This window comes from Micromonospora sp. NPDC003241, assembly GCF_053589795.1.
Genome location: NZ_JBSFSO010000033.1, coordinates 8279 through 33375, shown reverse-complemented (window position 1 = coordinate 33375; position 25097 = coordinate 8279). Strand labels below are relative to the sequence as shown.

General features: G+C 73.7%; 5 protein-coding genes. All 5 read left to right on the top strand.

Translation table 11 applies throughout. The features are described 5' to 3' along the window. Positions 1-88 precede the first annotated feature (88 nt). The 5 genes from ACWDVW_RS23100 to ACWDVW_RS23080 are packed head-to-tail and all read left to right on the top strand — an operon-like array spanning position 89 to position 25088. Positions 89-2032: an amino acid adenylation domain-containing protein gene (locus ACWDVW_RS23100; protein ID WP_449952333.1), complete on the top strand. Its 1944-nt coding sequence runs from the start codon at positions 89-91 to the stop codon at positions 2030-2032. Next, positions 2029-3810 carry a carbamoyltransferase family protein gene (locus ACWDVW_RS23095; RefSeq protein ID WP_449952330.1) on the top strand — a complete coding sequence of 594 codons (1782 nt, stop codon included), beginning with the start codon at positions 2029-2031 and terminating at the stop codon, positions 3808-3810. Before ACWDVW_RS23100 ends, ACWDVW_RS23095 begins: the two co-directional genes overlap by 4 nt. Further along, a complete protein-coding gene (locus ACWDVW_RS23090; RefSeq protein ID WP_449952328.1) occupies positions 3807-8018 on the top strand; it encodes an amino acid adenylation domain-containing protein in 4212 nt (1403 codons plus the stop codon). Before ACWDVW_RS23095 ends, ACWDVW_RS23090 begins: the two co-directional genes overlap by 4 nt. Beyond that, positions 8005-14625, top strand: coding sequence for an amino acid adenylation domain-containing protein (locus ACWDVW_RS23085; RefSeq protein WP_449952325.1), 6621 nt, complete (start codon positions 8005-8007; stop codon positions 14623-14625). Before ACWDVW_RS23090 ends, ACWDVW_RS23085 begins: the two co-directional genes overlap by 14 nt. A gap of 35 nt (positions 14626-14660) precedes the next feature. Then, positions 14661-25088, top strand: coding sequence for an amino acid adenylation domain-containing protein (locus tag ACWDVW_RS23080; RefSeq protein WP_449952322.1), 10428 nt, complete (start codon positions 14661-14663; stop codon positions 25086-25088). The last annotated feature ends 9 nt before the right edge of the window (positions 25089-25097 follow it).

The following is a 25097-nucleotide window of genomic DNA, read 5'->3' as shown; positions in this document are numbered from 1 at the left end:
TCAAGGATCACTCGTCCGGCATGAATGGGGTGGACGGCAGCGCGATGAATTGCTTTTCTCTGCCCCCGCCGGTATTAGGGAGTGCGCGATGACGCGATCGCTGGTGGCTTCGGAAAACGCCGCTGGGGCGAGTGCGTCGGTCAATGTCGAGACGGTCGCGGCCAGTCTGCTGGTGCTCGCGCACGCCGGTGCCGCGCCGACCGTCACCGGTGAGCTGACCGATCCGGCGACCGGCCGGTCGGTGACCGTGTCGGCGCCGTGGCGGGCCCGCCGGTCCGTCCTCGGCGCGCTCGTCGGCAAGCAGGTGGCGCGCCTCGGCGCCGACACCACGATCCGGGTCGACCACGGCGACGGGCCGCACATCCTGGTCACCGGAGCGGACGTCACGCCGTCCGCCGACGCGGCGCTGCTGGCCGGTCGCGTCGCGCGCGTCCTCGGGGCGGCGGACGACGTACCGGTCGGGGCGCTCGACCTCTGCGGCGAGGAGGACCTGCGGATCGTCGCCGCCGCCCACCACCCGGGCCGGGCCCCCGGCGACAGCGTGCCGGCCCTGGTCCGCGCCCAGGCACTCGCCCGGCCGCAGGCCACCGCGATCGAGGACGCCACCCGCAGCGTCAGCTACGCCGACCTCGTCGCGGCGGCCGACCGGTACGCGGACGTGCTGCGTACGGCCGGCGTGGTGTCCGGTGACGTGGTCGCGGTCGGGCTGCCCCGCCGGGCCGAGCTGGTGGTCACCCTGCTGGCCGTGTGGTCGTTGCGGGCCGCGTTCCTGCCCGTCGACCCGGGGCATCCGCGCGCCCGGCTGGACACCCTGCTCGACACTGCGGACGCGCGGTTCGCGGTGCTGGCCGATCCGCAGGCGGTGACCCGTCCGGGCTGCCAGGTGGTGGCGCCACCGGCCGACGCCGCGCTTCCCGCCGACGCCCCGCTTCCCGCCGGTGACCCGCCGACCGGCGACGACCTCGCGTACGCGATGTCGACCTCCGGCTCGACCGGCCGGCCCAAGGTGGTCGGGGTGTCGCACGCGGCGCTGGCGCACTGTGTCGTCACCTTCGCCGACCTGCTGGCACCCGGCACCCCGACGGTGGCCGGCACGACCGCGCTCACCTTCGACATCTCGCTGCTCGAACTCTTCCTGCCGCTGGCCACCGGCGGCCGGCTGCTGCTGGTCGACGACGCGACGCGCCGGGACCCGGCCCGGCTGGGCGGATACCTCGACGCCGCCCGGCCCGACCTGATCCAGGCCACGCCGTCGGGGTGGCGGCTGATCCTGCCGCACCTGTCGGGCGACCTGACCGGGCGGACGCTGCTCTGCGGCGGCGAGGCGGTCACCGCCGACCTGGCCGCCCGCCTAGTGGACACCGGGGCCACCGTGTGGAACGTCTACGGCCCGACCGAGGCCACCATCTGGTGCACCGCCCACCGGCTCGACCGGCCGGTGCCCGACCCGGTGCCGATCGGCGCACCGCTGCCGGGCACCGTCGCCGTCGTCCGGGGCCGGGACGGGCGGCCGGTGCCGGTCGGCCAGATCGGTGAACTGCACGTCGGCGGTCCGCAGCTCGCCATCGGATACCTCGGCGACGCCGAGCGCACCGGCGCGGTGTTCCGGGACGACGAGTACCGCACCGGTGACCTGTGCGCCTGGCGTCCGGACGGGACGCTGTCGTACCACGGTCGCGCCGACAACCAGGTCAAGATCCGGGGACACCGGATCGAGCTCGAAGAGATCGAGACGTACGCCGAGCGCCACCCGGCGGTGACCCAGGCGGCGGCGGTGGTGGTGAGCGCCGCCGAGGACGACCAGCGGCTCGTGCTCTACGTGCGCAGCGGCGGCGACGCTCCGGCGGTCACCGACGCGGCGCTGCGCGAGCACCTGGCGGCGTCGCTGCCCACCGCGTTGCTGCCGCAACGGATCGTCGCGCTACCCGAGCTGCCCCTCACGCCCAGCCAGAAGGTCGACCGGCGGGCGTTGCGGGAGGCGGCGACGGCACACATCCACCGTCGGGCCGGCTCCGAGGAGACGCCATCATGAAGGTTCTGGGCATCAGCGGGCTGCACAACAGCGTCGACTTCAAACGCCGCGAGCTGCCGGACCTCGGTGCCCGCGAGTACCGGGTCGTGCAGGGCCTGGACTCGGCGGCGGCACTCGTCGTGGACGGTGTGGTGCGGGCCGCGGCGGCCGAGGAGCGGTACACCGCCGAGAAGGCGACCGGCAGTTTCCCGGCGCACGCGATCCGCGACGCGCTCCGGCGGACCGGGGTCACCCCCGACGAGATCGACGTCGTCGCACACGGATTCGCCCACCGCGCCGCCGACCTGGACCTGTCCGACCCGTACCTGGCCGCCCGGTACGCCGAGGTCTACGACCCCGACGTGCAGTTGACCTGGCTGCGGCAGGAGTTCCCGAGCGTGGACTGGGCCGCGAAGCTGGTGCCGGTCCCGCACCACCTCGCCCACGCCGCGAGCGCCTACTACCCCAGCGGGTACGACGAGGCGCTGGTCCTGGTCGCCGACGGGATGGGGGAGACGGAGAGCCTGACCGTGGCGGCGGGCACCGGCGGCAAGCTGGAGGTGCTGCACCGCATCCCGGCGCTGCACTCGATCGGCACGCTCTACGGCGTCTTCACCATGTACCTCGGCTTCGACATGATGATGGACGAGTACAAGGTGATGGGCCTGGCCGCCTTCGGTGACCGGCGGGCCCACTTCGCCGAGATGTCGAAGCTGGTCAAGCTGCTCGACGGCGGCACGTTCACGGTCTCCGCGCTGGCCGCCGACCAGGACCTGCGCGAGCGGGAGACGCACCGGGGCGTACTGGCCCTGCTCGCCGAGCGCTTCGGCCCGCCCCGGCAGCCGGGTACCCCGGTCGAGCAGCGGCACCGGGACGTCGCCGCCGCCCTCCAGGCGGTGGTGGAACTCTGCCTGGTGCACGTGCTGCGGCACTTCCGGCGCGAGACCGGGCTGCGGGACCTGTGCTACGCCGGTGGCGTCGCCCTGAACTGCTCCGCCAACGGGGTGATCGCCCGCAGTCGACTGTTCGAGCGCATCTTCATCCCGCCAGGCGCGGGCGACGACGGGTCGGCCGTCGGCGCGGCCCTCTACGTACAGGCCCAGCAGGAACCGGCGACGCGGATCCCGGCCATGTCCATGCCGTACTGGGGTACCTCGTACACCGACGAGGAGATCGGCGCGGCCGTCGGGAGCCGGACCGACGTGGTGGTCCGGCACGTGCCGGAGCGGGCGCGGCTGCTCGCCGAGACCGCCGAGGCACTGGAGGCCGGCGAGGTCGTCTCGTGGTTCCAGGGCGGTATGGAGTTCGGCCCCCGGGCGCTGGGCAACCGCAGCATCCTCGCCGACCCTCGGGACGCGCGGATGCGCGACCACATCAACGCGTTGATCAAGCGCCGGGAGGACTTCCGTCCCTTCGCGCCGGTGGTCACCGAAGAGGCGGCGTCCACGTACTTCGAGATCGAGCCGGGCGACGAGCAGCGGTTCCGGCACATGCTGTTCACCACCCGCACCAGGTCGGAACACCGGGACTCGCTGGGCGCGGTCACCCACTTCGACGGCACGGCCCGGGTGCAGGTGGTCACCCGTGAGGGCAACCCGCTGCTCTGGGAGCTGCTGACCGCGTTCGCCGACCGGACCGGCATCCCGGTCCTGCTGAACACCTCGTTCAACCTGCGCGGGCAGCCCATCGTGCGGACCCCGGAGATCGCCGTCGACACGATGCTGCGAGGCGGCCTGTCCCGCCTGGTCATCGGGGCGTACACGGTCACGCCGCCGGACGCCGGGCAGGGGCGGCCATGACCGTCGAGGTCAGCCGGGACCCGTCGGTGGCGGCGACCCTCGCCGCCGACGACGAGGTGATGCCCGGTCTGTCGTTCCGTCGCGGCGAGGTCAGCCGGGCGCTCGCCGTCAGCGAGGCGGACCTGACCGCCCTCGCCGTCGACCTCGGCACCACCCCGGCGGCGGTACTGGCCGCCGCGACGCAGGCCCTGGTGGCCGGCGACCGGGGCCGGACCGCCGCGACGACGGCGGTGGTCGGCGTGATCGTCGCCGACGCCACCGACGGCGTCGCCCTGCGCGCGGTGCACTGCGCGGTCGAACCGGAACTGCCGCTGCGGCGGCTGGCCGAGCGCACCGCCACCGCGCTGCCGGCGGCGGGTCCGGCGAGCGACGGCGAGGTACGGATCGCCGTGGTGCCGCTCGGCGCGCTCGGCGGCGGACTCGACCCCGGCGACGTCGCGGACCTCGAACACGAGATCGTCTGGTGCGACGCCGTCCTGGAGTTCACCGCCCGCGACGGGCGGCTGGTGCTGCGCTGCGACCACGACGAGGACCGGTACGGCCCGGTGAGCGTCGCCGCCCACCTGGACCGGCTCGACGGGATCCTGACCGCCCTGGTGGCGGGCACCGGGCATCTGCCGGGCGCGGGCGAGACGGACGCCGTGGCGGCGGCCGTGGAGAGCCTGCCCGCCGGCGAGCCGATCGCGCCGGCCACCCCGACCGAGCGACTGCTCGCCGCCGTCTGGGCCGACGTCCTGCACCTGGACCGGGTCGGCGCCGACGACAACTTCTTCGCCCTCGGCGGGCACTCCCTGCTGGCCGCCAAGGTCGTCGCCCGGACGACGGCCGAGCGCGGGGTGGCCCTCACCGTGGACCAGCTCTTCGCCCACCCGGTCCTCGCCGACTTCGCCGCGCTTGTCGACGCCGGTGAGCCGGCCGTCGCGCTGCCCGCCCTCACCGCGCACACCGGCGAGCCGGTGGTGTCGTTCGGGCAGGAGCGGCTCTGGTACCTGGACCGGCTGCGGGACGGCTCGGCCCTCTACAACGTCCCGGTGCTGCTGCGGCTGACCGGGCCGGTCGACCCCGAGCGGCTGCACGACGCGGTCCGGGCGGTGGTGGCCGCCCACCCGGCGCTGCGTACCGCGCTGGTGACCGTGGACGGTCGTCCGGTCGCCCGCACCGCCGACCGGACCGAGATCGACTGGACCGTGGCGGACGCCCGCGCCGGAGGTGAGCGGGAGGGGCGGCGACTGGCCGCCGCCGGTGTCGCCCGACCGTTCGACCTGGCACAGGCCCCGCTGCTGCGCGGCGGACTGGTCCGGATCGCCGACGACGCGTGGCTGTGCTGGCTCTCCGTGCACCACGCCGCCTGCGACGGCTGGTCGCTGGACATCCTGCTCGCCGAGATCTTCGGTAAGGAAGGGTCCCCTGCTAACGCCTCGTGCATAGCAGGGGACCCCTCCTCACCCGCGCCGACGTACGCCGACTACGCGGCCTGGCAGCGCGCGGTGCTGACCCCGCAGGTGATCGCCGACGAGGTGGCCTGGTGGCGGCAGCGGCTGGCCGACGCACCGAGCCTGCTGGAACTCCCCGCCGACCGCCGTCGCCCGGCGGTGGCCAGTCACGCCGGGGCCACCCTGCGGCACCGGCTGCACCCCTCGACGGTGTCGGCGCTGCGGGCCGCCGCGAGGAGTCACTCGGTCACCGTCTTCGACCTGCTGGTGACCGCGTACCTGCTGCTGGTCGGCCGCTGGTCGGGCCGGACCGACGTGGTGGTGGCGACCCCGGCCGCCGGGCGTCCGTTGCCCGAGCTCGACGACCTGGTCGGCTTCTTCGTCAACACCGTCGTGCTGCGGGCCGACCTGAGCGGCGCGCCGACCTTCATGGACCTGGTGGACCGGGTACGCGCCGTCTCGGCCGCCGCCCAGGCACACCAGCAGATCCCGTTCGCCTCCCTGGTGGACGCGCTCGACCCGGACCGCGACCAGAGCCGGGCACCGCTCGCCCAGGTCGCCTTCGGGATGAACCAGCACGCCCGGGGCCGCTGGGATTCCGACGGCCTGGTCGCCGAACTCGACTCGGTGGACACCGGCACCGCGAAGTTCGACCTCACCCTGGCGGTGGTCGACACCGGCGGACGGGACCTCGGCGTCGAGGTCGAGTACGCCACCGACCTCTTCGACGCGTCCACCGCCGAGCGTTTCGCCACCCAGTGGACGGTGCTGCTGGAGCGGCTGCTCGCCGACGTCGACGCACCGGTCACGTCGGTGTCCGCGCTGCCCGCCGAGGAGGAGCGCCGACTCCTGGACTGGGCCGGGCAGGCCCGCGACTACCCCGCCGGGTCGACCGTGGACGCGCTGGTGGCCGAGTGGGCCCGGTCGGCTCCGGACGCGGTGGCCGTGGTGGACGGCGAGGTGTCGGTGTCGTACGGGTCGTTGGTGGCCCGGGCCGACGCGCTGGCGGCGCGGTTGACGGACCTTGGGGTGGGGCGAGGCTCCCTGGTGGGGCTCTGTTGTCGGCGGTCGGCCGATCTCGTGGTGGGGATGTTGGGGGTGTTGCGGGCCGGTGGCGCGTACGTGCCGTTGGACCCGGACCATCCGGCGCAGCGGTTGGGTTTCATGCTGGCCGACACGGACGTGCGGGTGGTGGTCGGGCATCGGGATCTGCTCGACCAGCTCCCGCTCGGTGACCGGCACGCCGTCACCCTGCCCGAGGTCGCCGGTGCGGTCGCCCCGACCGCCGGTGCCGAACCGGACCGGTCGGCGCGTGGCGGCGACGACGCCGCGTACGTCATCTACACCTCCGGCTCGACCGGCGACCCGAAGGGCGTGGTGGTGCCGCATCGCGGCATCACCCGCCTGGTGGGTGGAGCCGACTACGTCGAGCTGACCCCACGGACCGTCCTCGCCCAGCTCGCCAACGCCAGCTTCGACGCCATCACCTTCGAGGTGTGGGGTGCGCTGGCCAACGGCGGGCAGGTGGTGATCGTGCCCACCGAGACGGTGCTCTCCCCGTCGGGGCTCGCCGCCCTGCTGCGTACCCGGTCGGTGACCACGGTCTTCATCACCACCGCGTTGTTCAACGCCACCGTCAACACGGTGCCCGACGCCTTCGCCGGCGTGGACCAGCTCTACTTCGGCGGCGAGAGCCTCGATCCGGGGACGGTGGGCCGGGTCGTCGAGGGTGGACGGGGTCCGGCGCGGCTGCACAACATCTACGGCCCGACCGAGGTGACCACCTTCGCCACCTACACCCGGCTGACGTCGCGCCCCACCAGCACCGGAGCCATCGGTACGGCGATCGGGAACACCTGGGCGTACGTGGTGGACGACGCGGGTCACCTGGCCGGCGTCGGGGTCCCCGGCGAACTGTGGCTGGGCGGGCCGGGCGTCGCCTGGGGGTACTGGGACCGGCCGGGGCTGACCGCCGACCGGTTCGTGCCGGACGGCTTCTCCGGCCTGCCGGGCGCCCGGTTGTACCGGACCGGGGACGTGGTGTTCCGGCGGCCCGACGGGTCGTTGGAGTTCGTCGGCCGCGCCGACCACCAGGTGAAGGTCCGGGGTTTCCGGGTCGAGCTGGGCGAGATCGAGTCGGCGCTGCTGGCGTACCCGGCGGTGGCGTCGGCGGTGGTCGTCGCGGCCCGGTCCGAGGGCGCGCCGGTGCGCCTGGTCGGCTACGTGGAGCCGGTGGCGGGTGCCCCGGTCAGCGTGGCGGAGCTGCGCGAGTCCCTGACACAACGGCTGCCGGAGTACGCGGTGCCGTCGGCGTTCGTGGTGATGGACACGCTGCCGCTGACCCCGAACGGCAAGATCGACCGGGCGGCGCTACCCGATCCGGACACCGACCAACGGGTCGACCAGGCCGCCTTCCGGGCGCCGGCCGATCCGCTCGAACAGATCATCGCCGAGACCTGGGGCGAGGTGCTCGACGTCGCCGGGATCGGCCTCGACGACAACTTCTTCGGCCTCGGCGGGCACTCCCTGCACGCCGTGCAGGTCTGTGGCCGGCTGGAGCGCACGCTGCGTACCCCGGTCTCCGTGCGTCACCTCGTCGAACAACCCACCGTCGCGGACCTGGCCCGGCGCCTGCGCGCCGAGGGACCCGACGCCGGCCGGCTCGACCGGATCGCCGCCGTCGTCATGCAGGTCCGCCGACTCAGCCCCACCGAACGCGCCGCACGACTCGGCACCGCGTCCGCAACGAAGGAGAACACTGGTGACGACCACTGATTCCGCCGGGTCGCTGGGGCCGACCGAGGACGACCTCATCGACCACCTGCTCGCGCAGGCGGGGATCACCGACACCACCGCCCGTCCGGTCATCGCCGCCACCGGTGAGCCGACGGTGCTGTCGCCGGGTCAGGAACGCCTCTGGTTCCTCGACCGCTGGCGACCCGGACTGCCGCTCTACAACGTGCCGGTCGCCTTCGCGCTGACCGGCGCGGTGGACCCCGACGCGCTGGGCGCCGCCGTGCAGCTCCTGGTCGACCGGCACGAGTCGCTGCGGACCGCCATCGACACCGAGGTGGGTCGGCCCCGGCTGCTCCGGGCCGAGGCGGGCACGCCGGTGTCGTGGCGGGTCGACGACCTGCGCGCCGCCGGGACGGGAGCCGAGGCGGCGGCGCGGGACGCGGCGCGCGCCGCCGTCGCCGAACCGTTCGACCTGTCGCGGGCGCCGCTGCTGCGCGCCGGTCTGATCCGGCACGCCGACGACCGGTGGCTGCTCTGGCTCTCGATCCACCACGTCGCCTGTGACGGGCAGTCGCTGGAGATCCTGCTCGGTGAACTCGCCGAGGCGTACCGGGCGCTGGTCGCCGGTGCCCGGCCGCCGGCCCGGGACCGGTCCCTCGGCTACGGCGACTTCGCCGCCTGGCAGCGGGACCAGCTCGTCGGTGACCGCCTGCGCGACGGCGTCGAGTGGTGGCGGCAGCAGCTCGACGACCTGCCGCCGGTGCTGGAGCTGCCCGCCGACCGGGTCCGCCGTCCGGTGCAGAGCTACGCCGGACACACCCTGCACGCCGAGCTGACGTCCGAGGTGGCCGAGGCCGTCCGGTCGCTGGCCCGGCAGCGGTCCAGCACCGTCTTCGACGTCCTCTTCGCCAGCTTCGCCCTGCTGCTCGGGCGCTGGTCGCGCCGTACCGACGTGGTGGTGGCCACGCCGGTCGCCGGTCGGCCGGTGCCGGAGGTGGACGACCTGGTCGGGTTCTTCGTCAACACCCTCGCCGTGCGGGTGGACACGGCCGGCGCGCCGACCTTCGCCGACCTGGTCGGCCGGGTCCGGGCCGCCTCCGCCGACGCCCAGGACCACCAGGAGGTGCCGTTCGCCGCCCTGGTGGAGGCGCTCGCGCCGGAGCGCGAGCTGGCCTGGTCGCCGCTGGTGCAGGTGCAGTTCGTGCTGCAACGCCAGGACCCCGCCGGGTGGCGGCTCGGCGACGACGTCACCGCCGCCCCGGTCGGCATCGACACCGGCACCGCCAAGTTCGACCTCACCCTGCTGGTCTACGACGCCGGCAGTGGCGGCATGCGGGTGGAGCTGGAGTACGCCACCGACCTCTTCGACGCCACCACCATGGACCGCTTCGCCGCACAGTGGTTCACGCTGGTGCAGCGGCTGGTCGCCGACGCGGACCGGTCCGTCGCCGACGTCTGCGGGCTGCCGGAGCCGGAGCGCGCCACGATCGAGGGCTGGTCGGCCATCACCCGGACCTGCCCCGTCGACGCGCCCATCGGCGACCTGGTCGCCCGGCACGCGCGGCAGCGCCCCGACCACGTCGCGGTGCTCGACGGCGAGACCCGCACCACGTACGCGGAGCTGCTGGCCGCCGCCGACGCGGTGGCCGCCACCCTGCGCCGGGCCGGTGTCGGCCGGGGCGACATGGTGGGTGTCTGCTGCCGCCGCTCGACCGACCTGGTGGTCGGGATGCTCGGCGCGCTGCGGGCGGGCGCGGCCTACGTGCCACTGGACCCCAACTACCCGGCCGACCGGCTCGACTTCATCGTGCGCGACAGCGGGCTGCGGGTCGTGGTGGCGCAGAGCGACGCGATCCCGGCCGACCTCACGCTGCCCGAGGACGTCCGCACGGTGGCGATCGAGGAGGCGGTACGCGCCGACACCACCGACGCCCCGGACCTCGTCCCACCGGCGGTCGACGACCCGGCGTACCTCATCTACACCTCCGGCTCGACCGGGCTGCCGAAGGCGGTCATGGTCTCGCACCGCAGCGTGCTGCGGCTGTTCGCGGCCACCGAGGAGCAGTTCCACTTCGGCCCGCAGGACGTGTTCAGCCTCTTCCACTCCGCCTCGTTCGACGTCTCGGTCTTCGAGGCGTGGGGCGCGCTGACCCACGGCGCCACGCTGGCGGTGGTGCGCTACTGGGAGAGCCGCGACCCGGAGGCCTTCTACGAGCTGGTGGAACGCGCCGGGGTCACCGTGCTCAGCCAGACGCCGGGGGCGTTCCGGCAGTTCGAGGCCGTCGACGAGCGGCGTCGGGCGGAGCTGGCCGTCCGGGTGGTGATCTTCGCGGGTGAGGCGCTGGACCCCGACGCGGTGCGTCGCTGGTGGACCCGGCACCCGGAGACCAGCCCCGAGATGGTCAACATGTACGGCATCACCGAGACCACGGTGCACACCACGTACTGCCTGCTCACCGCCGATCTGCTGGCCGAGCGGCACAGCCCGATCGGGCGGCAGGTGGCCGACCTCAGCCTGCACGTGCTGGACGAGTACGGCCGGCCCGCCCCGATCGGCGTACCCGGTGAGCTCTATGTCGGCGGTGACGGCGTGGCACACGGCTACTGGCGTCGGCCGGAGCTGACCGCGCAGCGTTTCGTCGCCGACCCGACGAACCCCGGCGGTCGCCGCTACCGCAGCGGTGACCTGGCGACCTGGCGTCCCGACGGCACGCTGGAGTACCTGGGCCGCCTCGACCACCAGGTCAAGATCCGGGGCTTCCGGATCGAGCCGGCCGAGGTCGAGGCCGCGCTGCTGGCCCACCCCGCCGTCAGCGCCTGCCTGGTGGTCGCGCACGGCGAGCCCGGCACCGAGCGGCGGCTGGTCGCCTACCTGGTCGCCGACGGCGACCTGACCGTCCCCGAGGTGCACGAGTTCCTCGAACCGACGCTGCCCAGCCACATGATCCCGTCGGTGGTGACGGTGCTCGACGCCTTCCCGCTGACCGCCAACGGCAAGATCGACCGGCGGCGGCTGCCGGAGCCGGGCGTCGACCGGCCGGCGCTGGCCCGGCCGTACGTGGCGCCCCGCAACGAGACCGAGCAGGCCCTCGCCGAGATCTGGGCGACCGTCCTGGAACTCGACCAGGTCAGCGTCGAGGACAACTTCTTCCACCTCGGCGGCGACTCGATCCGCAGCGTGCAGGTGATCGGCCTGGCCCGCGCCAAGGGGCTCGACTTCTCGTTGCAGCAGCTCTTCCAGCGCACCACCATCGCCGCGCTGGCCGGGGAGGTCACCACCGCGCAGGCCCCCGCCGCCGAGTGGCGGCCCTTCGCGCTGATCTCCGAGGCGGACCGGGAGCGGCTGCCCGAGGACGCGGTGGACGCGTACCCGATGGCGGTGCTCCAGGCCGGGATGATCTTCCACATGGAGGCCGACGAGGGACGTCGGCTGTACCAGAACGTCGACAGCTTCCACGTCCGCGCCCCGTTCGACGAGGCGTTGATCCGGCGGGCCATCGGGCAGATCGTGGACCGGCACGACATCCTGCGGACCTCGTTCCACCTCAGCGAGTACAGCGAGATGCTCCAGGTGGTGCACCGCGAGGCGGACCTGCCGATCGAGGTGTACGACGTCCGCGAGCTGGCCGAGCAGGAGCAGGACCGCCGCATCGTCGAGGTGATCGAGGGGCTGCGCGACGTCCCGTTCGACCTGGCCCGGCCGCCGCTGTGGCGCTTCGTCTTCCACTGGCGCAGCGCGGAGTCGTTCGAGTGGACCCTGGTCGAGCACCACGCCATCCTCGACGGCTGGAGCCTGCACTCCTCGATCACCGAGATCCTCCAGCGTTACATGGAGCTGATGCGGGATCCGTCGAGCAGCGCCGACCCGAAGCCCGCCTCGACCTACCGGGATTTCGTCGAGGCCGAGCGGGAGGCGCTCGCCTCGGCGGAGGAGCGGGAGTTCTGGTCGGCGCGGGTCCGGCAGGCCAACCGGCTCCGGCTGCCGCGCTGGCCGCAGGGCGCCGAGGTGGAGCCGCTGCCGGAGCCGGAGCCGACTCCGGACGAGCAGCCGCTGCTGGAGTGGGAGCTGCCGCCCGGACACTCCGACTTCTATCGCTGGCTGGAGACGAAGATCCCGGACGACCTCTGCGCCGGGTTGGAGCGGGTGGCCGCCGGTGTCGGCGTACCGCTGAAGAGCGTGCTGCTCGCCGCGCACATGCGGGTGCTGGCCCACCTGACCGGCAGCCGTGAGGTCTCCACCGGGATGGCGTTCAACGGCCGCCTGGAGGTGCTCGACGGCACCGAGTCGCGGGGTCTGTTCCTCAACTCGCTGCCGGTGACGGCGACCGTGGCCGGTGGCACCTGGGCCGACCTGATCCGGGCGATGCTCGACGAGGAGAACGAGCTGCTGCCGCACCGCCGCTTCCCGATGGCGGAGATCCAGCGCCTGGCCGGCGGGGAGTCGCTCTACGAGTCGCACTTCGTCTACAACCACTTCCACGTCATGCGGGGTCTGGCCGACCGGGACGTCCGGATCGTCGACCCGAAGATCAACTCTTTCACCACCATGCGGGTCGAGCCGACCAACTACCCGTTCGTCTGCGGCTTCCTGCGCGACCCGGGCGCCAGCGGTCTGCTGATGGGGCTCGACTACCACACCACCGAGTTCTCGCCGGAGCAGATCCGGCGGGTACGCGGCTACTACCTGGCCGCGCTGCGTTCCATCGTGGCCGACCCGGACCGGTCGCTGTCCGAGGTGGACCTCACCTCGCCCGCCGAACGCGCCCAGATCGACGGGTGGAACCGGACCGCCCGGGAGCAGTCCCCGGAGCTGACCGTGGACGCGCTGGTCGCCGGCTGGGCGCAGTCGTCGCCGGATGCGGTCGCGGTGGTCGACGGTGAGCTGTCGCTGTCGTACGCGTCGCTGGTGGCCCGCGCCGACGCGCTGGCGGCCCGGTTGGCGGAGTCCGGCGTGGGCCGGGGTTCGTTGGTGGGCCTGTGCTGTCGGCGCTCCGCCGACCTGGTGGTGGGCATGCTCGGCGTGCTGCGGGCCGGTGGCGCGTACGTGCCGCTGGACCCGGACTACCCGGCGCAGCGGTTGGAGTTCATGCTGACCGACACCGACGTGCGGGTGGTGGTCGGTCACCGGGACCTGCTCGACCAACTCCCGCTGACCGGCCGCGAGACCGTCGACATCACCGACGTGACAGCCTCGCCGACCGGCCGGGAGACGACCACCGTCCCCGGGACGGTCGCCGAGGACGCCGCGACCCTCATCTACACCTCCGGCTCCACCGGCCGGCCCAAGGGCGCGATCGTGCCGCACCGTGGCATCGTCCGGCTGGTCCGTGACACCGACCTGATCCGGCCCGAGGAACTGCGCGCCGTCGGCCAGGTCTCCAACGCCTCCTTCGACCCGCTGCTGATCGAGGTCTGGGGGCCGCTGCTCAACGGTGGCCGGGTGGTGGTGGTCCCCACCGACGTGGCGCTCTCGCCACCGCGCTTCGTCGAACTGCTGCGCCGCGAGCAGGTCACCGCCGTCGCGATCGTCACCGCGTTGTTCAACTCCACGGTCAACGAGATCCCGGACGCGTTCAGCACGCTCAAGCAGGTCTACATCGGCGGTGAGCGGATCAACCTCGGTGCGATCGCCGCCGCCGTGCAGGCCGGTGGGGCCCGGATGAACAACATCTACGGCCCGACCGAGGTCACCAGCATCTCGACCTGCAACCCGCTGTCCGAGGTGCCGGCCAGCTCCGGCGCGATCGGTGCGGCGATCACCAACACCACCACGTACGTGGTGGACGAGTGGGGCCGTCCGGTCGGCGTGGGGGTCCCCGGTGAGCTGTGGCTGGGCGGCCCGGGTGTGGCCTGGTGCTACTGGAACCGGCCGGGGCTGACCGCCGACCGGTTCGTGCCGGACGCCTTCTCCGGCGTACCCGGTGCCCGGCTCTACCGGACCGGGGACGTGGTGGCCTGGCGTGCCGACGGGACGCTGGAGTTCGTCGGCCGCGCCGACCACCAGGTCAAGGTCCGGGGTTTCCGGGTCGAGCTGGGCGAGGTCGAGTCGGTGCTGGTGGCCCACCCGACGGTGGCCTCCGGGGTGGTGCTGGCGCTGCGGTCCGGCACCGGCCCGGTACGCCTGGTCGGCTACGCGGAGCCGGCGGCCGGCGCGACCGTGGCCGTGGCGGAGTTGCGTGAGTTCATGGCCGAGCGCCTGCCGGAGTACGAGGTGCCGTCGGCGTTCGTGGTGATGGGCACGCTGCCGCTGACCCCGAACGGGAAGATCGACCGGGCGGCGTTGCCGGAGCCCGACCCCGAGCGGCCGGAGGCCGCAGGCGCGCACGTGGCGCCGCGCGACGCCCTGGAACGGGAGGTCGCCGCCGTCTGGGCCGACATCCTCGGCGTCGAGCGGGTCGGCATCGGCGACAACTTCTTCGCCCTCGGCGGGCACTCGCTCCAGGCCGTGCAGGTGGCGTTCCGCATCCGCACCACGTTCGGGGTGGACCTGGAACTGCGCCGGATCCTGGAGGCGCCGTACGTCGAGGACCTGGCCAAGGCCATCAACGAGGCGCTCGGCGAACAGGACGACCTCCTCGCCGAGGCGCTGGAGAGCGTCGAGTCGATGTCCGACGAGGACGTCCGGGCGCTCCTGGCGAACTCCTAGCCGGCCACCGACGGCCCAGTTCCGAAGGGACCTCCATGTCTGACACCCTCGCCGAGCGGCTCGCCCAGCTCTCCCCGGAGCGACGCCGGCTGCTGCTGGAGCGGCTGGGCCGCGGCTACGCGCGTCCCACCGGGATTCCCCGCGCCCCGCGCGACGAGGCACTGCCGCTGTCGTTCGCCCAGGAGCGGCTCTACTTCCTGTGGCGGCTGGCACCTGCCTCGGCGGCGTACCACGCGCCGGTGGCGGTGCGTCTGCGGGGAGCGGTGGACGTGGCGGCGCTGGGCACCGCGCTGTCGGCCGTGGTGGCCCGGCACGAGGTGCTGCGGACCCGGTACGTCGACGGTGCGCAGGGCCCGGAGCAGGTGGTCGACGCGGCGGCCCCGGTGCCGCTGCCGGTGGTGGACGTGCCGGCCGGTGCCGGGTCGGAGGCGGCGCTGCGCGAGCTGATCGACGCGGAGACGCTGCGGCCGTTCGACCTGGCCGAGGGACCGGTGCTGCGGGCCACGCTGTTCCGGCGGGCGCACGAGGAGCACGTGCTGCTGCTGGTGATGCACCACATCGCCTGCGACGGCTGGTCCCTGCCGCTCATGTGGCGGGAGCTGTCCGCGGTCTACCGGGACGGCGCGGCGGCGGCCCAGCGGCTGCCTGCGCTGCCGGTGCAGGTCGCCGACGTCGCCTGGTGGCAGCGCCGCCGCCAGGCCGACGGCGGGTACGAGGCCGGCCTGCGGCACTGGCAGGAGCAACTGACCGACGTTCCGGTGCTGGACCTGCCGGTCGCCCGGCACCGTCCGGCCACCCCCACCTTCGCCGGTGACCGGGTGCCGGTCCGGCTGCCCGTACCGGTCGCCGACGGGCTGCGGGAACTCGGCCGGTCCACCGGCTGCACGCCGTTCGTCGTGCTGCTCGCCGCCTTCCAGGTGCTGCTCTCCCGGCTCTCCGGCCAGCCGGACATCGCCGTCGGGACGCCGGTCGCCGGCCGGGACTCCGACGCCGTCGCCGGGTTGGTCGGCTTCTTCGCCAACACCGTCGTGCTGCGCGGTGACCTCTCCGGCGATCCCACCTTCACCGAGCTGCTGACCCGGGTCCGGGGCGTGGTGCTCGACGGCCTGGCCCACCAGGACGTGCCGTTCGACCAGGTCGTCGAGCGGATCAACCCGGCCCGGGACGCCAGCGCCACCCCGCTGTTCCAGGTCATGTTCACCACCGACGGCGACGCGGCCGGCGCCAACGACGCCTGGGACCTGGGCGACGTGGACGTGCAGCCGTACTCGGGGGCGGCCCAGGGCGCGCAGGTCGACCTCACGCTCGGCCTGCGGGAGAGCCCGGAGGGGCTGACCGGTGAACTCGAGTACAGCGTGGACCTCTTCGACGCCGACGCCGCCGAGCGGATCGTGGAGCACCTGACACAGCTGCTCACCGGCATCGCCGAGGCACCGGATCGCCCGATCAGCGACTACCGCCTCTCCACCAGCCGCGAGCGTCGCCTGGTGCGGGACTGGAACAGCACCCGGCTCAGCTACTCGCCGTCGATCTCCGTCGAGCAGCACTTCGAGGCGTACGCGGACACCACCCCGGACGCGCCCGCGCTGGTCTGGGACGGGCGGACACTCGACTACGCAGGCGTCGAGGACCGCGCGAACCGGATCGCGAACCTGCTGCGCGGGCTCGGCGTCGGCATCGACGACCGGGTGGCGATCTGTGTCGGACGCGGTCACGACACCGTGGTCGCGCCGCTGGCCGTGCTCAAGGCCGACGCCGCGTTCATGCCGGTGGACCCGGAGCAGCCCGCCGCCCGCATCGCCGTGCTGCTCGACGACGCCACGCCGACCGTGGTGCTCTGCGACGCCACCACCGAGCCCGACCTACCCGCCGGTCCGTGGCGGCTGATCCGGCTCGACGACCCGGCCACGCTCGCCGACACCTCGGCCGCCCGGCCACCCCGCACCGCGCCGCCGTCCGCCCTCGCGTACGTGATCCACACCTCCGGTTCGACCGGTACGCCCAAGGGCGTGATGGTCACCCGGGGCGGCACGGCGAACCTGCGCGCGGCCTGGACCACCTGGGACCCGGGGCCGCTGCGCCGCTGGATGACGATCGCCAGCTCCGCCTTTGACGTCTTCGTCGGTGACGTGGTCCGGAGCCTGGCCTTCGGTAGCTGCCTGGTGCTCGGTCCCCGCTCGCTGGCCCGGGACCCGCAGGCGTTGGTGGACGCGTTGGCGGCGGAGCGCGTCGACGCCTTCGACACGGTGCCCGCCGTGCTGACCGCCATCACCGCGCACCTGACCGAGAGCGGCCGGCGGCTGCCGGACCTCAAGCTGCTGATGGTCGGTGCGGACAGCTTCGCGGTCAGCGACTACGCCGCCGCGCTGGGCGTGCTGCCGGACGGTGTCCGGATCGTCAACGCCTGGGGCGCCACCGAGACGTCGATCGACAGCACCATGTTCCCGGCCCGGCCCGGGGTGAGCACCGCCTCCGGCATCGTGCCGGTCGGCGCCCCGGTGGCCAACACCGCCGTGTACGTGCTCGACGAGCGGCTGCGTCCGGTCCCGATCGGGGTGGTCGGTGACCTGTACGTCGGCGGCCACGGGGTGACCCGGGGCTACCTGAACCGGCCGGGCCTCACCGCCGACCGGTTCCTGCCCGACCCGTACGGGAGCGACAGCGGCAGCCGGCTCTATCGCACCGGTGACCGGGGCCGGTGGCTCGCCGACGGGGTCGTGGAGTTCATCGGGCGCAGCGACGACCAGGTGCAGATCCGGGGCCACCGGGTCGAGCCGGGCGAGATCGAGGCGGTGCTGCGCGGGCACCACGCGGTCAGCGAGGCGTGCGTGGTGGCGGTCCGGGACGGGGTCTCCCACCACCGGCTGGTTGCGTACGTGGTGGCGGCGACCGGCACCGCACCCACCGGCGGCGACCTCCGGGCGTACCTGGACGAGCGCCTGCCGGCGCAGTTGCGGGTCTCGGCGTTCGTGCCGATCGACCGGCTGCCCCGCACGCTCAGCGGCAAGGTGGACAAGTCCCGGCTGCCGGCGGTCACACCCGAGGACGGCGCGGTGGACCGGGTCGCCCCGCGCGACGACACCGAACGGGCCGTGGCGCAGGTGTGGCAGCAGGTGCTGGACCGCACCGAGCCGATCGGCGTGCACGACGACTTCTTCGAGATCGGCGGGCACTCGCTGCTGGCCACCCGGGTCGTCTTCGGCCTGCGCCAGACCCTCGGGATCGAACTTCCGGTGCAGGCGGTGTTCGACGCGCCCACGGTCGCCTCGATGGCCGCCCGGCTCGCCACCACCGTGCACATCGCCGGCCCGGCCCCGGTACCGGTGCCCCGCCTGTCCGACGGGATGCCGCTGTCGTACGCGCAGGAGCGGCTCTACTTCCTCTGGCAGTACGCGCCGGAGTCACCGGCGTACAACATGCCGGTCGCGGTGCGGCTGCACGGCGCGCTCGACGTGGACGCCCTGGCCGGCGCGCTCGGCGACGTGGTCGCCCGGCACGAGATCCTGCGGACCCACTACGTCGCCACCGACGACGGTCCGGTGCAGGTGGTCGACGCGCCGTACCCGGTCGAGCTGCCCGTGGTCACGGTCACCGGCCTCGCCGACGACCTGATCACCCGGGTCCTGCACGACGAGTGGGCCCGCCCGTTCGACCTGGGCGGCGGCCCGGTGCTGCGCGGCTTCCTGCTGCGGGTCGGCGAGCACGACCACGTGCTGCTGGTGGTGCTGCACCACATCGCCTACGACGGCTGGTCCCACCAGGTCGTGTGGCGCGAGGTGACCGAGTGCTACCGGGCCCGGCGGGCCGGCACCGCGCCCGATCTCGATCCGGTGACCCTGCACTACGCCGACTTCGCCTGGTGGCAGCGGGACCGGCGGGACAGCGGCCGGTATGAGGAGGCGCTCGACTACTGGCAGGGGCAACTCGCCGACCTGCCGGTGCTGCGCCTGCCGCTGGACCGGCCGCGCCCGGCGACGCCCAGCTTCGCCGCCGACCGGGTGCGGCTGGAGGTGCCGGCCGAGACCGTCCGGCGGCTGCGCGACCTCTCCGCGGCACGCGGCGTCACGCCGTTCATGGTGCTGCTGGCCGCCTTCCAGGTGCTCCTGGCCCGGGTGAGCGGCCAGCGGGACATCGCCGTGGGCACCCCGGTCACCGGCCGCGACCACCCCGAACTCGCCGACGTGGTCGGTTTCCTGGTCAACAGCGTGGTGATCCGCACCGAGCTCGGCGACAGCCCGCACGGCCCGACCTTCGCCGAACTGCTGGAGCGGGTACGCGGCACCGTGCTCGGCGCGCTGAGCCACGCCGAGGTGCCCTTCGACCAGGTGGTGGAGCGGCTCAACCCGGTCCGGGACCAGAGCATGTCGCCGCTGTTCCAGGTGATGTTCACGCTGGCCGGCGCGGAGGACGAGCCCACCGGGCTGGCCGACGTCGAGGTGCGGACGCAGGACCTCGCGCTCTCGTCGCTCCAGTTCGACCTGGCGCTGATGATGCACCTGGTCGACGACCGGCTCACCGGCGAGGTCTACTTCGCCACCGACCTGTTCGACCACACCACCGCCGAGTTGCTGGCCGACCGGCTGGTCCGGCTGGTGGGCAACCTGGTGGCGGAGCCGACGGCACCGGTCTGCGCGGTGGAGATCCTGGCCGAGCGGGAACGGCAGGAACTGCTCACCACCTGGGCGGGCAGCGCCGGTACGCCGTCCACCCTGACCCTGCCGCAACTCTTCGAGGCACAGGTCGCGGCCACCCCGTCGGCCCCCGCCGTCGAGGCGGACGGGCGCACGCTGCGCTACACCGAGCTGAACGAGCGGGCCAACCGGCTGGCCCGGGCCCTCGTCGCCCGGGGCGTCGGCCCGGAGCGGACCGTCGCGCTCGCGCTGCCCCGCTCGATCGACCTGATCGTCGCCATCGTCGCGGTCGCCAAGACCGGCGCGGCCTACCTCGCGGTGGACCTCACGTACCCCGCCGAACGGCTCGCCTTCCTGCTCGACGACAGCGCCCCCACGGTGGTGCTCACCAGCCGGGCCGGGCTGGCCGTGGCACCGGTGGCGGAGGCGTCCGCGACGGTGGTGCTGGAGGAGATCGACCTGACGGCGGCCTCCCCGGCGAACCTGTCCGACACCGACCGGCTCGGCCCGCTGCGGGTCGCCGACGCGGCGTACCTCATCTACACCTCGGGCTCCACCGGTCGGCCCAAGGGCGTCGAGGTGACCCACGCCGGTCTGGCCGGGCTGCTGGCCAACCAGATCGCCCGGCACGACGCCCGACCCGGCGCGCGGGTGTCGCAACTGGTGTCGCCGAGCTTCGACGTGATGGTGGCGGAGGTGTCGATGGCGCTGCTGGCCGGCGGCTGCCTCGTGGTGTCGCCGACCACCGTCGCGGGCGAGGAACTCCACGCCTACCTGGCCGAGCACCGGATCACTCACGCGCACATCCCGCCGTCGGTGCTGGCCACCGTGCCGCAACGGGAGCTGCCGCACCTGCGCGCGATCATCACCGGTGGCGAGGGCTGCCCGCCCGACGTGGCCGCGTACTGGTCGACCGGCCGTCGCATGGTCATCGCGTACGGGCCGACCGAAGCCACCATCGACGTCAGCTCCCGGGTGTACGGGACGGACAGCCCGCCCGACCCGCAGTCGGTCCGCGCCGACATCGGCCGCCCGATCGAGGGCGCCCGGGTCTACGTGCTGGACGAGGGGCTGCGCCTGGTGGCACCGGGGGCGGCCGGTGAGCTGTACGTGGCCGGTCCCGGGCTGGCCCGTGGCTACCGGGGACGGCCCGGCCTGACCGCCTCGCGGTTCCTCGCCGACCCGTACGGACCGGCCGGATCGCGCATGTACCGCACCGGCGACCTGGTGCGGTGGCGGCCGGACGGCGGGTTGAGCTTCCTCGGTCGCGCCGACGAGCAGGTCAAGGTGCGCGGGTTCCGGGTGGAACTCGGCGAGATCGAGGCGGTGCTGACGGCGGGGCCCGGGGTGGGTCAGGTCGCCGTGGTGGTCCGCGAGGACCGGCCCGGCGACCAGCGACTGGTGGGCTACGTCTGCGCGGCGGACGGTGCCCGGGTCGACGTGGAGGAGCTGCGGGCCATGGCGGCCGAGCGGCTGCCCGGCTTCATGGTGCCGTCGGCGATCGTGAAGCTGTCGGCGTTGCCGCTGACGCCCAACGGCAAGCTGGACCGGGCGGCGTTGCCGGCGCCGACCCGCAGCGCCGGTGGCGGCCGTCGGCCGGTGGGTCCCCGCGAGTCGGTGCTGTGTGGTCTGTTCGCCGAGGTGCTCGGCGTCGACCGGGTCGGCGTGGACGACGGCTTCTTCGACCTGGGCGGGCACTCGCTGCTGGCCACCCGCCTGGTCTCCCGGGTGCGGTCGGTGCTGGGGGTGGAGCTGACCATCCGGGCGTTGTTCGAGAACCCGACGGTGGCCACCCTCGCCAAGGCGATCGACCCCACGGTGACCGCCCGGCCGGCGGTCCGCCCGGTGCCGCGCGGCGAGCGGATCCCGCTCTCCTTCGGCCAGCAGCGCCTGTGGTTCCTGGACCGGATGGACGGCACCGACACCGGGGCCCGCAACACCCCGATCGCGTTGCGGCTGTCCGGCCCGCTCGACGCCGACGCGCTCGCCGCCGCCGTCGCCGACCTGGTGGCGCGGCACGAGCCGCTGCGGACCGTCTTCGGCGAGGAGGGCGGGGTGCCGTTCCAGACGGTCCTGCCGCCGACCCGACCGCCGATGCCGGTGCGGGACGTCACCGAGGCGGACCTGGCCGACGCGCTGGCCTCGGCCACCGCACAGGGATTCGACCTCGCCGCGCAGATCCCGCTGCGGGCGCAGCTCTTCCGGATCGACCCGGAACTGCACGTGCTGCTGCTGGTCATGCACCACATCGCGGTCGACGGGGCGTCGCTCGCACCGCTGAGCCGGGACCTGGCCGACGCCTACTCGCTGCGTCGGCAGGGCAAGGCCCCGCAGTGGTCACCGCTGCCGGTGCAGTACGCCGACTACGCGGTCTGGCAGCGGGAGATCCTCGGCGACGACGGCGACCGGGACAGCGAGGTCAACCGGCAGCTCGACTACTGGCGGGCCAACCTGGCCGGTTCGCCGGAGGAGCTGTCGCTGCCCACCGACCGGCCCCGCCCGCCGGTGGCCAGTTACGCGGGGGACACCGTCGCCCTGCGACTCGACGCCGACCAGCACGACAAGCTGCTGCGCCTGGCCCGCGACCGGCGGCTGAGCCTGTTCATGGTGGTGCAGGCGGGGCTCGCCGCGCTGCTGTCCCGGATGGGCGCGGGCGCCGACATCCCGATCGGCACCCCGTCGGCGGGCCGGAGCGACCCGGCGCTGGAGGCGATGGTCGGCTACTTCGTCAACACGCTGGTGCTGCGCACCGACGTCGGCGGCGACCCGACCTTCTCCGAGCTGCTCGACCGGGTACGCGACACCGACCTGGCCGCCTACGACCACCAGGACGTGCCCTTCGAGCGGGTCGTGGAGGCGGTCAGCCCGACCCGCTCGCTGGCCCGGTTCCCGCTGTTCCAGGTGCTGCTGGCGTTCCAGAACAACGCCTCGGCCGCGTTCGACTTCGCCGGGTTGCAGGTCAGCCACGAGGCGGTCCGGCACGGGGTGTCCGAGTACGACCTGACGCTGGACGTGTTCGAGGACTACGGCCCGGACGGTTCCCCGGCGGGCCTGCGCGGCTACCTGGAGTACTCGACCGACCTGTTCGACGAACCGTCGGTGGCGGCTCTGGCCGAGCGCCTGGCGCGGCTCTTGTCCGCCGCCGCGACCGACCCGCACCTGCCGGTCAGCGAGCTGGAGGTGATGTCGGCGCAGGAGCGTCGGGCGCTGACCGTGGACTGGATGGGACCGGTCCGGCCCGCGCCACCGGTCCGGCTGATCGACCTGCTCGCCGAGCAGGTGGCGGCCACCGGTGACGAGGTGGCGGTGGTCCACGACGAGCACCGGATGACCTTCGCGGAGCTGGACGGGCGCGCCAACCGGCTGGCGCGGTTGCTGGTCGACCGGGGCGTCGGCCCGGAGCGCGTGGTCGCGCTGGCCGTACCGAGGTCGGCGGAGATGGTCGTGGCGCTGTTCGCGGTGCTCAAGGCCGGTGGCGCGTACCTGCCGCTGGACCTGGAGCATCCGGCGGACCGGCTGGCGTTCATGCTGGCCGACGCCGCACCGGTGGTCGTGCTCGGCACCGCCGCCGGACTCGCGGCGCTGCCGCCGCTGACCACCCCCGTGGTCCAGCTCGACGACGAGGCGGTCCGCACCGAGCTGGCCGCGCTCTCCGACGCCGAGCTGGCCGACCCGGAACGCCTTGCGCCGCTGCGGCCGGAGAACCCGGCGTACGTCATCTACACCTCCGGGTCGACGGGTCGACCGAAGGCGGTCGTCATCGAGCACCGAGGCATGGTCAACCTGTACTGGAGCCACCGCAACACGTTCTTCCGCCCCGAGGTGGCGGCGGCCGGTGGCGGTCGGCTGCGGATCGGCTTCACCGCGCCGCTGACGTTCGACACCTCGTGGGACTCGCTGCTCTGGATGCTCGACGGGCACGAGCTGCACGTCATCAACGACTTCGTGCGCCGCGACGCGGAGGCGTTCGTCGACTACATCGACCGGCAGCGCATCGGGTTCGTCGACCTGACGCCGTCGTTCATGCAGCAGCTCGTCGCGGCCGGCATGTTCGCCGACGGCCGGCACCACCCGACCGTGCTGATGGTCGGCGGCGAGGCCGTCACCGAGACGCTGTGGAACGCGATGCGGGCCACCCCGGACACGGCCAGCTACAACTTCTACGGCCAGACCGAGTGCTCGAACGACACTGCGGCGTACCGGGTCGCCGACGGGGACGTGCCGCTGATCGGCAAGCCGATCCTCAACTCCCGGCTCTACGTGCTGGACGAGGCGCTGCGGATGGTGGCGCCGGGCGCGGCCGGTGAGCTGTACGTGGCCGGCGCCGGGCTGGGCCGGGGCTACTGGGGACGGGCCGGACTCACCGCGACCCGGTTCGTCGCCGACCCGTTCGGCCCGCCCGGATCGCGGATGTACCGCACCGGCGACGTGGTGCGCTGGGGACTCGACGGCAACCTGAGCTTCGTCGGCCGCGCCGACGACCAGGTGAAGGTGCGCGGGTTCCGGGTGGAGCTCGGCGAGATCGAGGCCGTCCTGGCCGCCGACCCCGCCGTCGGCCAGGTCGCCGTGGTGGTACGCGAGGACCGCCCCGGCGACCAGCGGCTGGTCGCCTACGTCTGCCCAGTCGCCGGGGGACAGGTCGACCTGGCCGCGCTGCGGGCGCAGGCCGGCGAACAACTGCCCGGCTTCATGGTGCCCTCGGCGCTGGTGCCGCTGGACTCGCTGCCGCTGACCCCCAACGGCAAGCTGGACCGCGCGGCGCTGCCCGTCCCGGAGTCGTCCGGCGGCACCGGTGGCCGGGGGCCGGTGGGTCCCCGCGAGACGGTGCTCTGCGGCCTGTTCGCCGAGGTGCTGGGCCTGGACACGGTCGGTGTCGACGACGGCTTCTTCGACCTGGGCGGCCACTCGCTGCTGGCGACCCGCCTGGTGTCCCGGATCCGGACCGCGCTGGGGGTGGAGCTGACCATCCGGGCGCTGTTCGAGAACCCGACCGTGGCCAGTCTCGCCGCAGCCGTCGAGTCCGGGGTGACCGCCGACCCGTTCGACGTGCTGATGCCGATGCGGGTGCACGGCGACGGCGAGCCGCTCTTCTGCGTACACCCGGTCGGTGGTCTGAGCTGGTGCTACTCGGGGCTGTTGCGGCAGGCGGGCATCGACCGGCCGATCTACGGGTTGCAGGCGCGCGGCGCGGACGGCGGCGAGGTGCTGGCCGGCAGCGTCGAGGAGATGGCCGCCGACTACCTCGCCGAGATCCGGCGGATCCAGCCGCACGGCCCCTACCACCTGCTCGGCTGGTCGTTCGGCGGCCTGGTCGCCCACGCCATGGCCACCCGCCTGCAGGCCGACGGCGAGCGGGTCGCGGTGCTCACGCTGATCGACAGCTACCCGGCGATGGACGTGGAGGACGTCCGGGTGGAGACCGCGGCGGAAGCCCGCGCGCTCCTCTTCGACGCCCTCGGCCGACCGGGGTCGGCCGGCGACCGGGACGCGGTCTCCGACGACGGGGCCCGGCCGGACCCGGGCGACGAACTGCTCGACGCCAAGACCGTGGCGGCACTGACCGGGGTGGTGCTGAACAACGCCCGCCTGATGGACGCGTTCACGCCCGAGCGTTTCCACGGCGACGTGCAGTTGTTCGTGGCCACCCAGACCTGGGACGAGCGTCTCGACCCGGCCACGGTCTGGCAGGCGTACGTCGATGGCCGGGTCGACGTGCTGCCGGTCGACGGCGAGCACGACCGGATGACGCAGGCCCCGGCACTGGACACCATCGGCCCGGCGTTGGCCGACCGGTTGCGGCACGCCCGCGACCACGAGATCACCACGACATGAGAGGAACCA

Bases quoted from the DNA above. Each gene is read 5' to 3' on its own strand.
- ACWDVW_RS23100 (WP_449952333.1), top strand. From the start codon at position 89: ATGACGCGATCGCTGGTGGCTTCGGAAAACGCCGCTGGGGCGAGTGCG.
- ACWDVW_RS23095 (WP_449952330.1), top strand. From the start codon at position 2,029: ATGAAGGTTCTGGGCATCAGCGGGCTGCACAACAGCGTCGACTTCAAA.
- ACWDVW_RS23090 (WP_449952328.1), top strand. From the start codon at position 3,807: ATGACCGTCGAGGTCAGCCGGGACCCGTCGGTGGCGGCGACCCTCGCC.
- ACWDVW_RS23080 (WP_449952322.1), top strand. From the start codon at position 14,661: ATGTCTGACACCCTCGCCGAGCGGCTCGCCCAGCTCTCCCCGGAGCGA.